An 11,120-nucleotide genomic window follows, 5' to 3' on the forward strand; every position below is an offset into this window, starting at 1 on the left:
GTGCTCTTCCGATCTGGCGCGGCGACGCCAGCGGGGCGCTGCCCGGTGCCGGCTCGGGTCGGCTGCGTCGGCCGGTGACGGGTGTGGGCTCGGCGGCGATCGGGTTCGGTCGGACGGAGCGCAGGCCGGCGCCGGTGCCGGCGAGGCCGGTCAGCTCGCCGACCGACTCGCCACGACGGGCGGCGGCCCGTCGGCCGGGGGCCGGGGCGGGCGTGCTGACCCGGGCGCTGAGCGCGCTGACGAGGGCCTCGCAGCCGGCGTCGCAGGCCCGTACGGAGGCGACGGCCTGCCGGACGGTCTCGGCCACGGCAGAGGTGAGCGCCCGGTTGACGGCGGCGCGGCGCGGCGTCTCCGAGATGGCGACCCGCAGCGCGGTGACCGCCTCGTTGATCTCTTCGGCGTCGGCGACCCCGTCCGCCGCGAGATGCGCGGCGATGGCGTCCGCGGCGACGGACACCTCGCGGCCACGGGCGATGGTGCCGCCGAGCATGCCCGGCTCGGGCAGCGCGTCCAGCACGGCCAGCGACACCGGCTCGGCCGGGTCCGGATAGGCGCGCAGCGCCGCCGGGTAGAGCTCCCGCAGCACCTCGCGCAGCGCCACGGCGGCGGAGTGCCGGCCGCTGGCCAGGGCGGCGTGCGCGGCGAGCACCTGCTTGTAGCCGGCGAGGTCCCGGGGAGCCGGCAGTGTGACGGCGGAGAGCGCACCGGCCTGCAACGCGCGGGCCAGACCGACGGCCCGGCGCTCGGCCGGCGGCGACTGCATCTCCTCAAGCGAGTCGTCGTCGGCGAACCGCTCGGCGAAGTCGTCCACCGAGTCGTCGTCGGCGATCGCCAGGGGACGACCCGCCGCGCTCAACAGCGAGGTGACCGTGTGGTCGTCGCTGTCGGCTGCGATGGCCGCACCGCTCGGTCCGCCCGACCGCTCCACGAGCAGGGCGACGAGCTGGGCGTAGCCAGCCGCGTCGTCGCCGATCTCGCTGACATGCAGCAGACGGCCTGCGTCGTCGACCACAGCGGACGTCAGCGTCGAACCGGCCGAGGCCGGTCGGTCAGCCGGATCCGCCGAGGCCAGACCGCAGTACACGCGCACGAGCGCCACGGCGTCGTCCTCCTCCCGGGACAGGTCTTCCTACTGCCAGCAACTGATGCTCCCCGGTACGGGTCAGTCGCGCCAGTCCACCACCGCAGAGATCTTGCCGACAATGGTGCGCCAACCCAAACTCGCGGTCTGTGCCCCGATCTTCTTCAACCGTCGCCGGCCCATGAAGGCGCCGATCCCGCCGTTGGCCGTGGCCCGCAGCGCCTCGTCCAGGTCGTCGAGGCTGGAGCCGGCGGAGAGCATGTCCAGAACCGCAGGCAGGCGCAACGCGTACGACAGGTCGCGGGCGACCTCGCCGGCCTCGATCAGCAGGGTCGAATCCCAGCTGTCGTGACCGCCGCGCAGGTTCTCCACGACGAGGTCGAGTTCGTAGGTGTCCTCGTCGAGCGGCGCGATGTCGGCCGGCTCCACCCGTTCGGCCAATTCATTCCAGCTGTCCAGTTGGGACAGATCGTTGGGTGCGCCGGAGCGGATGAAACTGACAAGCGATTCGGGGGTCTTGAACAGCAGCAGCTTGCCCCGGTGGCTGAGGAAGACCGGCACCTCCTCGTCGTCCGCCTCGTCGGCGACGTCCTCGGCTTCGGCCTCGTCGTCGTCCGCGGTCGCGTCGGCGTCCGTGGCGCTGTCGCGGCGACGGCGGGACGGCTCGTCCTCGTCGCTGTCGGCGAACTCCTCGGCCAGCTCCTCGTCGAGGATGACGACGCTCTCGTCGTCCTCCTCCTCGATCACCTGCCGGCGGGCGAGGAACGGGTCGTCCTGGTCGCGCTCGGTCACGTCGGTCGGGGTCAGTGACCCGGCCGGCCGGTACGCCCGCAGCGTGAAGCCGGTGCCGGCGGGCAGGGCGATCTCCACCGGGTCGATCCGCAGCTCGTCCCAGAGCGACCGGTCGGCCGACGCGCGGGTGGTGTCGTCGGCCTCGTCGGCCTCGTCTGGCTCGGCCGGGCCGGTGGTGTCGTCGAGCTCGGGCTCGTCGGCGTCGGGCCGTTGGGGCGACTGGCGGGCCACGCTGACCTCCGTGTGCTTCGGGTTGCCCACCCGCCGGCGTCTCCGGCCGGCGAGTGACTCTGGGCACATACCCTAGTCGGCGGCTCGGGAAGCCCGGAGCCCGCACCCCGGTGGCCGGCCGAGAAACGTCTCGGGCCTGCGCGGGCGCGACGGTGGCGATCGGGGCGTTCGACAAGTAGCGTAACTACACATGAAGGCCCAGGCGCTGCACGGCCATCTCGACGCCCTTCTGCTCGCCGTTCTCGAACAGGGCGCGCTGCACGGGTACGCCATCATCGAGTCCCTGCGGGCGCGCAGTGACGGCAATCTCGACCTGCCCACCGGAACGATCTATCCGGCGCTGCGCCGGCTGGAGCGCGCCGGTCACGTGGCGAGCACCTGGAGCACGGTGAACGGTCGGGAGCGGCGGACCTACCAGCTCACCGACTCCGGCCGCCGCGCGTTGGCGGGCGAGCGCGCCGGCTGGCAGGAGTTCCGCGCGACGGTCGGCCGGTTCCTCGACCCCGGCAGCCCGCCCGGCACCCCCGCCTGAGCGCTGGACGCCCGCTCAGCGGGAAGCGGCGGCCCGCAGCCAGCCGCGCGCGGCCCGGGTCAGGGAGAAGTGCGCCGCACCCACCACCACCATGCCGACGATCATCGGCGGCCACGTCAGCGCCGCGTCCCACAGATCGATCGACCAGGCGAAGAGAGCCCCGCCGGCCACGATGCCGAGGACCAGCGTGCCGGTCAGGGCGGCGCCCACCGCGCGCTGCGCCGCCGCCAGGCCCGGTCGCGACGACCGGGCGCTCGCCCAGACCACCAGCAGGCCGGTCACGGCCAGCAGCAGCGCGCCGAGCCAGATCCAGTCGACCGAGGCGGACAGCAGCCGGTAGAGCGCCGGCGGCTGCGGACCCGCACTCCAGCTCGACCCGCGCCACGTCAGGTCGCCGGCGGCCACCAGAACCCCGGCCACGGCCAGCATCCGCAGGGACAGGCCGCGCAGGGCGGCCACCGCCAGCTCCGCCTGCCAGGAGGGCAGCAACTGCGCCGGTGAGCCGAACTCGGCCACCGCCCGCAGCTGCGCCTCCGTGGGCGGCACACCACTCTCGCGGTACGCGTCGACGGCGTCCAGCAGGTCGTGCCGCGCCTCGGTGAGCAGGTCGGACTTCAGCCGCGCCGGCCCCTGCAACCGGGACTCCAGCGCCCGCAGGTGCTCCTCGACCAGGAAGTCCTCAGCATGCCGCATGGCACCACCCTGCCACGGACGCGAGCGCCCTCACGTCGGGGAGAACCCTGGTCCGTCCCCGAAGCGGGTCAGGGAGCGAGGGCCAGGTACCCGCGCTCGGCGGCTGCCTGGAGCAGCCACTGGTCCCGGTACCAGCCGGGGGTCGCGACCAACTCGGCGTGCCGGCCGCGCTGGATCACCCGGCCGCCGTCGAGGACGACGATCTCGTCGAGGTCGGCCAGCCCGCTGAGTCGGTGACTGATCAGCAGGACCGAGTGCCCGGCGGGGGTTCCCGCGAGGGCGGAGGCGAGCACCGCGTCGGCGGCGGCCGGGTCCAGCCCCTCGGTGGGCTCGTCGAGCACCAGCACCGGTGGCGCGGCGAGCAGGGCCCGAGCGAGCGCGAGCCGTTGCCGCTGGCCGCCGGAGAGCTGGCCGCCCTCCTCGCCGACCAGGGTGTCCCAGCCGGCCGGCTGGGCGCGTACCCAGTCCAGCAGGCCGGCGGCCGCCATCGCGGCGGTCAACTCGTCCTCGTCGGCGCCGGCCCGCCCGAGCAGCAGGTTCTCCCGGACCGTGGCATGGAAGACGTACGCCTCGGCGAGCAGCCCGCCGACGCTGCGGGGCAGCTCCTCCTCGGCGTACGTCCCCAGGTCGCGGCCGGCCAGGGTGACCTGGCCGGAGGTGGGCCGGACCGCCCCGGTCAGCACGGCGGCCAGGGTGCTCTTGCCGGCGCCGCTCGGGCCGACGACGGCGATGCGCCGGCCGGCGGGCAGGTCCAGGCTCACCCGGTCCAACGCGGGTGCGGCGCCGGTCCGGTACCGCACGCTCACCTCGTCGAAGCGCAGGTCGTGCGGGTCGGCCCGGTCGGTCACTCGGGGAGCGGGCGGGGCACTGGGCGTGTCGACGTCGAGGAGGGCGGCCACCCGGGCCAGGCCGGGCCGCAGCTGGGTCCACTGCCGGGCGGCCGAGACCAGGGCCAGCGCCACCTCCACGGCGGCCAGGGTGCCGACGGCCAGCACCCCGACCAGGGCGCCCGGCACGTCGGAGGCCAGCGCGACCAGCACCACCGCGGCGGCGGTCAGTCCGGCGGTCAACACCCCTGCGGCGTCCACCGCGAAGCCGGTGGCGGCCAGCCGGCGTTCCAGGCGGGCGAGCCGGCCGGCCCGCTGCTCGGCGGCGCGCAGCGCGGCGTCGGTCGCCCCGAACGCGGCCAGGTCGGCGGCGCCGTGGGTGAGGTCGACGGCGTCGGTGGCCAGCGCGCCGCGCAGCGGTGCCACCTCGGCCGCGCTGCGCCGGGTGACCGCGGTGGCCAGCGCCGGCAGCGCCACACCGGCGACCACCAGCCCGAGCGCGAGCACACCGGCGGCCGGCGGCGAGATCAGCGCCGCCCCGGCCACCGCCAGCACCCCGACCAGGGCCGCCGCCGAGCCGGGCACCAGCACCCGCAGCAGCAGATCCTGGACCGCCTCGACGTCGGACACCAGCCGGCTCAGGACGTCCCCCGAGCGGTGTCGAGTGTCGCGGCGGGCCGTGAGGGTGGCGAAGACCCGGGCCCGCACGTCGGTGATCATGCGGAGGACCGCGTCGTGCCCGGCGAGCCGTTCGGTGTAGCGGAACACGCCCCGGCTGATCGCCAGCGCCCGGACCGCGACGATCGCCACGGTGAGCCGGTCCAGCGGAGGCCGCCCGGCGGCGCTCATCAGCAGCCACGTCGCGGTGGCCATCAGGGCGATCCCGGCGAACTCGGTGGCGGCGGCGAGCAGCCCGGCGCCGGCCAGTCGACCCAGGTACGGGTGGGCCAGCCGCAGCACGGCGCGCTCGGCGCCGGCCCGCCCGGCCGATGTCACCCCAGCCACGACCTCCGGCCCGTGTTCCGTGCTCATCGGGCCGCCTTTCCGATCGGTTCGGGCGTCAGCTCGGTGACCCGGCCGTCCTCGATGCGCAGGACCCGGTCGGCGTCGGTCAGCAGCGCCGGCCGGTGCGCCACCAGCAGCGCCGTCCGTCCGGCGACCAGCCGGCGGGTGGCGTCCAGCACCACCGCCTCGGCGGCCGTGTCCAGCCGCGCCGTGGGCTCGTCGAGCAGCACCACCGGGGCGTCGCGCAGGAACGCCCGGGCCAGTGCGACCCGCTGCCGCTGGCCGCTGGACAGGCCGTGCCCGCGCTCGCCGAGCAGCGTGTCCAGCCCCTCGGGCAGGCCGGCCACCACGTCGTCCAGGGCCGCGGCGCGCACCGCGGCGGCGAGCGCCTCGGGCGGGGTGTCCGGTGCGCCGAGCCGGATGTTGTCGGCCAGCGAGGTGGCGAAGAGGTGGGCGCGCTGCGGCACCCAGGCGAGCTGCCGACGCCAGGCGTCCGGGTCGGCGGTGGCGAGGTCGACGCCGTCGACGGTGATCCGGCCGCTGGTCGGGGTCACGAAGCCGAGCAGCAGACCGAGCAGGGTGCTCTTGCCGGCGCCGCTGGGCCCGATGATGGCGATCCGTTCGCCGGGTCGGACGCTCAGGGTCACGTCGCGCAGCGCGGTGGTCCGCTCGTACGCCACGGTCACGGCCTCGAACCGGATCTCACCGCGACCGTCCGGGATGGTCGCGCCCTCCGCGGCGCGGGGGGTGGCGGGCGCGGCCGAGACGGTGAGCGCCTCGTCCAGCGCGGTGAGCCCCTCCATGCTGGCGTGGAAGCGGCTGCCGGCGGCCCGCAGCGGCAGGTACGCCTCGGGGGTGAGCAGCAGCACCAGCAGCGCGGTGTGCAGGGCCAGCCCGCCGCCGAGCAGCCGGATGCCGACCGGCACCGCGACCAGGGCCACCGAGAGAGTGGCGACCAGCTCCAGCACCAGCGCCGAGAGGAACGCGATCCGCAGCGTCTTCATGGTGGCGACCCGGTGCCCGTCGGCCATCCGGCGGACCACCTCGGTCTGCGCCCGGGCCCGGCCGAACGCGCGCAGGGTGGGCAGCCCGGCCACCATGTCCAGGAAGTGTCCGCCCAGCAGGGCCAGCCGACGCCACTGCCGCTCGGTGGCGGCCTGCGCCTGCCAGCCGAGGAGCGCGCCGAAGACCGGGATCAGCGGCAGCGTCAACGCGATGATCAGCGCCGAGCTCCAGTCGGCGACGACGATCCGGGCCAGCACGGCCACGGGCACCGTCACGCTGAGCACCAACTGCGGCAGATACCCGGTGAAGTAGGCGTCCAGCGCGTCCAGCCCACGCCCGGCCAGGGTGGCCAGCTCACCGGCCCGCTGCCCCGCCACCCAGCCCGGCCCGTGCCGCCCCACCGCGCCGAGCAGGTCGGCCCGCAGCGTGGCCTTGACCGTGGCGGCGACCCGCGCGGAGACCGTGCCCTGTGCCCAGACCAGCGCCGACCGGGCGGCGACCGCGACCACGAGACCCGCCAGCGCCGGCCGGTTGAGCCGCCCGTCAAAGGCGGTGGCCAGCACCGCCGCCAGCGCGGTGGCCTGCGCGACGATCAACGCGGCGGCGAGCACGCCGAGGAGCGCGAGCACGGCAAGATCGCGCCGGGCCGCGGGGACCCGACGCAGCAGACGCGGGTCGAAGGGACGGCGGTTCACCAGTACACCGGTGCCCTGCCGTCGGTCCGTCCCCGGAAAACCCACCAGCACATCGCCTGGAAGCCTAGTAGGGCCGGCAGCAGCGGCAGCGCCACCCAGCCAAGCAGCCGCAGCGTCGGCGCGCTGGCGGCCGCGTCGGCCACCGTCAGCGAGGCGCCCGGGTCGGTCGTGGACACCAGCACGTAGGGCCAGAGAGCCGCGCCGACCAGCGCCACCGGCAGCGCCATTGCCGCGCCGGTGGCGATCAGGGCCCACCCGGGCCGCCGCCGCGCCAGCGCCGCGCGGGCCGCCAGCAGCGCCGCCACCAGCAACACCGGCAGGAGTACGGCCACCGCCGGTCGCCCGACGGCGTCGCGTACCCGCCAGGAGAGCAGGCCCACGACGGTGGCCACGGCGACCGCGCAGAGCGCCACCGGCACCAGCCGGCGGGCCGTGCGCCCGGCCACGGCGGCGGCGTCGGCCGGCAGTCGCAGCGTGAGGAAGGTCGCACCGTGCACCGCGGCCAGGGCGACCATGGTCAGCCCGGCCGTCGCCGCGAACGGGGTGGCCAGGTGCGACACCCCGGCGACGTGCCCGTCGGCCTGGCGGGGCACGCCCTGCAACAGCGCGGCCAGCACCACGCCCCAGCCCAGCGCGGCGAGCGCGCTGCCGACCACGATGACCCGGTCCCAGCGGGCGCGGACCCGCTCGTCGCTCGGCCGGCTGCGCAGTTGCACCCCGGCGGTGACCAGGATGACGCCGACCAGCGCGCCGGCGAACGCCGGGTAGCAGCCGGCGAGCAGCTCACCCTCCAGCACCGGGAAGGCGCCGAACAGGATGCCCACGGCGGCGACCAGCCAGACCTCGTTGCCGAGGAAGAACGGGCCGAGGGCGGTGAGCGCGGCCCGCCGCCCGGCCGGGGCGCCGCCCCGGGCGAGCAGCAACCCGACGCCGTAGTCGTAACCGGCGAGCACGAGGTAGCAGGCGAAGAAGAGGCCGAGAAGGACGTACCAGGCGAGATCCACGGGTGAGTCTCCTCAGTCGCTCAGGCGAGGGCGGGTTCGGGGTGGGCCGGCTCGCCGAGCGCTGCCGGTGGACGGCCGAGAGCCGGGTCGGCCGCGCCTCGTCCCGCGTGCCGGGCGAGCAGCACCCAGTTGGTGACGGCGAGGGTGCCCAGCAGCATGCTGAAGCCGATCAGCGAGGCGAGCATCACCGGCGTGCCGACGGGGGAGACCGCCTGCTCGGTGGGGAGCAGGCCGTACGCCACCCAGGGCTGGCGGCCGACCTCGCGGGCGATCCAGCCGAGGATCACCGCGACGAACGGCAACGGCACGGCGAGCAGGATGAGCCAGAGCGGGAAACGCAGCCGGACGATCCAGTCCCGGTAGAGCAGGGGCAGCAGGAACCACACGCAGCCGAGGGTGAAGCCGACCAGGATCATGAAGCCCAGCCCGACGCTGGCCAGGACCGGCGGGGTGTAGTCGCCGGGCCCGAACCGCGTGGTCCACTCGCCGATCAGCGCCTGCGCCTCGGGGCTGTCCGCGCCGAACTTGGTCGGCTGCACCGCGCCGACCGGGCCGAACTGGGCGAAGCCGAAGCCCTGCACCATCGTGATCGCCAGTGCCGCCGTGACCAGGCCGATGCGCAGCGAGGTGCGGAAGAGCGCGAAGTCGGGCGTACGCCGGATCAGGTGCCAGGCGCTGACGGCCGCCATCAGCATCCCGCCGACCAGGAGCGCCGCGGAGACCACGTGCCCGAACGCCATGCCGAGGCTGGGGTTGGTGAGCAGCGCGCCGAAGTCGGTGAGGTGGGCGATCCCGTCGCGGACCTCGTACCCGACCGGGTGTTGCAGCCAGGAGTTGGCCACCATGATCCAGAAGGCCGAGGCGTACGCGGTGAGCGCCACGCCCCACAGCAGCGCGAGGTGGACGCCCTTGCCGAGCCGGTGCCAACCGAAGATCCACATCCCGAGGAACGTGGACTCCAGGAAGAAGGCCACCAGCGTCTCGATCGCCAGCGGCGCGCCGAAGACGTTGCCGACGTAGCGCGACAGGCCGCTCCAGTTCAGCCCGAACTGGAACTCCATCACGATGCCCGTGGCGATGCCGAGCACGTAGTTGATCACGTAGAGCTGGCCCCAGAACCGGGTCAGTCGCTCCCACTTCGGGTTGCCGGTGAGCACCCAGGCGGTCTGCATCCCGACCAGCAGCGTGACCAGCCCGAGCGTGACGACCACGAACAGGAAGTGGATCGACGTGGTGGTGGCGAACTGCAGGCGGGCGAGGAGCAGCGTGTCCATGGCCGGCTCTCCCTAGCTGTTGGCTCCCTTGTCGTAGCAACCCTACACGTAGCCTGGCTACATGTAATCACTACTACGGCCCGTCGTAGGAAATCCTACGACGAGCCGTAGTAGTAGTGGGATCCGGGAGATGATCGCGCTCGATCCTGGATGTGGGTGCCCTCGCGCCATCCGGATGCCCCTCGATCCTGGATCGAGCGCGATCATGCGAGGGAGCGCGCCGCGGAGCGAGGCGCGAGGGACGTACGAGGCGTGGGGCTGGGGCGTCAGCTCAGGAAGAGCGTGATCGGCAGGGCGACCAGGGTGGTGGCCACCGCGAGGGCCGTGGCGCCGAGGGCCCGGGGCGGCCGGTCGGCAACCAGTAGGCGCTGTACGCGTACGTCCAGGTCGCGGTCGCCCAGGCCCAGAGCGCCGGCCGGGGTGACCCGGTGCCCGGCGGCGGCGAAACGACGAAGCGCGCCCGCCAGCGGCGCCTCGGCGTGCAGTTCGCGTGCCTTGTCGTCGGCGCGCATCTCGACCAGCAGGGCGACCCGCTCGTGCGCGTCGCGGACCCAGCCGAACCACGGCAGCGCCCGGCAGAGCGCGGTGAACGGCAGCAGCACCAGATCGTGTCGCTCATGGGCGTGCGCGCGCTCGTGGGAGAGCACGGCGGCCAGCTCGGCGCGATCCAGCAGGCTCAGCGTGCCCGCGCTGACCACCACCTGCGGCTTCACCCCGGGCAGGCAGTACGCGGCGGCGCTCGGATGGTCCAGGACGAGCGCCCCGGGCGCGGCCGGGTCGTCCCGGGCCACCAGGGTGAGCAGGTCCCGGTGTCGGCGCTGGGCGCGGATGGTCCCGTGGATGCTGCGGACGGTCGTGGTGACGAGCACCGCTCCGATGCCGAAGCCCACCCCGACGCCGGCGAGGTGGAACGCGGTCACGCCGATCGGCAGGCTGCCGTGGGCGAGGTCGGTGGTCAGGGCGAGCAGTGCGCTGCCGGTCGGCAGGTCGTACGCGGTCAGCCCGAGGGCCATCGGCAGGCCCATCGCGGAGAGGCCCAACGCCAGCCCGACGGCCTGCCAGCAGACGATCGCCACACGCGGGCTGCGCCAGGTCCAGGTGGAGCGGGCCAGCACCTGCGCGGTCAGATAGCAGGCGAGCATGGTGGCGGCGAAGTGCACGGCGTAGGCCATGGCGCGCGCCCTACCGCTCCGCTGCCTCGCCGGCCGGCCGCCGGCCCGCCGGCGGATCCACCCGGTCGGTCAGGGCGTCGGCCCCGCCCGTGGTGCCGTCGGCGGAACTCGGCCCGGCCAGCCCGGCCTCGCTGCCCAGGGCGGCCCGCAGCACCTCGGCCTCGGTGCCGGTCACCGAGCGGGCGAAGCGCACCAGCGCGGCGTCGCGGCTGCCGCCCAGGTCGAGGGCGTCGAGCATGAGCTGGGCGATGTGCGCCTCACGACTGGCCGCCGGCCGGTACCGCCAGGCGCGGCCCTCCCGTTCCCGCTGCACCATGCCCTTGCCGGCGAGCCGGTCGAGAACGGTCATCACCGTCGTGTACGCCAGTTCGCGGCCGTCGAGCGCGTCGGCCACCTCGCGCACGGTCACACCGTCCGACGTGCCCGGGACCACGTCCCACAGCACGTCCATCACCGCACGCTCAAGATCGCCCAACCGAGTCACCCCCCAATCCTACCCCCGGTAGTAGACCCCCCACCCACCCGACCAGCCCGATCACGAGTCACCCGGCCCGGAAGACCGATCCCTCGCGAACCCATGATCAAGACGGCCCCGGAACCGGGCAGCCTGGCGCAAGATCCGCACAAGAACAGGGATGTTGCTGCCTCCATCGCCCCGGAGGCAGCAACATCCCGGAAGTTGCGCAGATCCCGGCCGCCCCGCCGGCCCCGCCCGATCGCGCCGATCGCCCCGCCGGCCCCGCCCGATCGCGCCGATCGCCCCGCCGGCCCCGGGAGCGGCCGCCCGTCGGGGACGGACAGAGGGGAGC

Annotated in this window: 9 protein-coding genes and 1 pseudogene; 1 reads left to right on the top strand and 9 read right to left on the bottom strand. The window is 74.8% G+C overall.

Going from position 1 to position 11,120, the window contains the following annotated elements:
- Together ABZU53_RS31250 and ABZU53_RS31255 are read right to left on the bottom strand one after the other, a co-directional pair.
- Nucleotides 1-1,123, bottom strand: a pseudogene (locus tag ABZU53_RS31250) (transposase); the annotation flags it as partial.
- Nucleotides 1,124-1,162: 39 nt separating this feature from the next.
- Nucleotides 1,163-2,134, bottom strand: coding sequence for a DNA primase (locus ABZU53_RS31255; protein ID WP_354861590.1), 972 nt, complete (start codon nucleotides 2,132-2,134; stop codon nucleotides 1,163-1,165).
- Between the two features lie 160 nt (nucleotides 2,135-2,294).
- On the opposite strand from ABZU53_RS31255, the gene ABZU53_RS31260 reads away from it, so the two are divergent.
- Nucleotides 2,295-2,636 carry a helix-turn-helix transcriptional regulator gene (locus tag ABZU53_RS31260; protein ID WP_354861589.1) on the top strand — a complete coding sequence of 114 codons (342 nt, stop codon included), beginning with the start codon at nucleotides 2,295-2,297 and terminating at the stop codon, nucleotides 2,634-2,636.
- A 15-nt stretch (nucleotides 2,637-2,651) separates the two neighbouring features.
- Here the strand turns inward: ABZU53_RS31260 and ABZU53_RS31265 are convergent, their stop codons facing one another.
- The 7 genes from ABZU53_RS31265 to ABZU53_RS31295 all read right to left on the bottom strand — a co-directional run bounded on the left by ABZU53_RS31265 (nucleotide 2,652) and on the right by ABZU53_RS31295 (nucleotide 10,795).
- Nucleotides 2,652-3,329 (bottom strand): permease prefix domain 1-containing protein, encoded by a 678-nt coding sequence (locus ABZU53_RS31265; RefSeq protein ID WP_355069163.1) that lies wholly within the window; start codon nucleotides 3,327-3,329, stop codon nucleotides 2,652-2,654.
- 68 nt (nucleotides 3,330-3,397) lie between these two features.
- Nucleotides 3,398-5,188, bottom strand: a complete 1,791-nt coding sequence (gene cydC / locus ABZU53_RS31270) for a thiol reductant ABC exporter subunit CydC (RefSeq protein ID WP_355069165.1) — start codon at nucleotides 5,186-5,188, stop codon at nucleotides 3,398-3,400.
- Nucleotides 5,185-6,861: a thiol reductant ABC exporter subunit CydD gene (gene cydD / locus ABZU53_RS31275; protein WP_355069166.1), complete on the bottom strand. Its 1,677-nt coding sequence runs from the start codon at nucleotides 6,859-6,861 to the stop codon at nucleotides 5,185-5,187. Before cydD ends, cydC begins: the two co-directional genes overlap by 4 nt.
- Nucleotides 6,858-7,865 (bottom strand): cytochrome d ubiquinol oxidase subunit II, encoded by a 1,008-nt coding sequence (locus ABZU53_RS31280; RefSeq protein ID WP_354861582.1) that lies wholly within the window; start codon nucleotides 7,863-7,865, stop codon nucleotides 6,858-6,860. The genes cydD and ABZU53_RS31280 overlap by 4 nt, the downstream gene beginning before the upstream one ends.
- A 20-nt stretch (nucleotides 7,866-7,885) precedes the next feature.
- Nucleotides 7,886-9,139, bottom strand: a complete 1,254-nt coding sequence (locus ABZU53_RS31285) for a cytochrome ubiquinol oxidase subunit I (RefSeq protein WP_355069168.1) — start codon at nucleotides 9,137-9,139, stop codon at nucleotides 7,886-7,888.
- Nucleotides 9,140-9,405: 266 nt separating this feature from the next.
- Nucleotides 9,406-10,311 carry a M56 family metallopeptidase gene (locus tag ABZU53_RS31290; protein ID WP_355069170.1) on the bottom strand — a complete coding sequence of 302 codons (906 nt, stop codon included), beginning with the start codon at nucleotides 10,309-10,311 and terminating at the stop codon, nucleotides 9,406-9,408.
- Between the two features lie 10 nt (nucleotides 10,312-10,321).
- Nucleotides 10,322-10,795: a BlaI/MecI/CopY family transcriptional regulator gene (locus ABZU53_RS31295; RefSeq protein ID WP_355069171.1), complete on the bottom strand. Its 474-nt coding sequence runs from the start codon at nucleotides 10,793-10,795 to the stop codon at nucleotides 10,322-10,324.
- Nucleotides 10,796-11,120 lie beyond the last annotated feature (325 nt).

Origin of the sequence: Micromonospora sp. NPDC005194, assembly GCF_040608335.1 — a bacterium.
GTDB lineage: Bacteria > Actinomycetota > Actinomycetes > Mycobacteriales > Micromonosporaceae > Micromonospora.

Excerpts from the sequence above, each read along its gene's own strand:
- ABZU53_RS31265 (WP_355069163.1), bottom strand. The coding sequence starts at position 3,329 with ATGCGGCATGCTGAGGACTTCCTGGTCGAGGAGCACCTGCGGGCGCTG.
- ABZU53_RS31260 (WP_354861589.1), top strand. The coding sequence starts at position 2,295 with ATGAAGGCCCAGGCGCTGCACGGCCATCTCGACGCCCTTCTGCTCGCC.
- cydC (WP_355069165.1), bottom strand. The coding sequence starts at position 5,188 with ATGAGCACGGAACACGGGCCGGAGGTCGTGGCTGGGGTGACATCGGCC.
- ABZU53_RS31285 (WP_355069168.1), bottom strand. The coding sequence starts at position 9,139 with ATGGACACGCTGCTCCTCGCCCGCCTGCAGTTCGCCACCACCACGTCG.
- ABZU53_RS31290 (WP_355069170.1), bottom strand. The coding sequence starts at position 10,311 with ATGGCCTACGCCGTGCACTTCGCCGCCACCATGCTCGCCTGCTATCTG.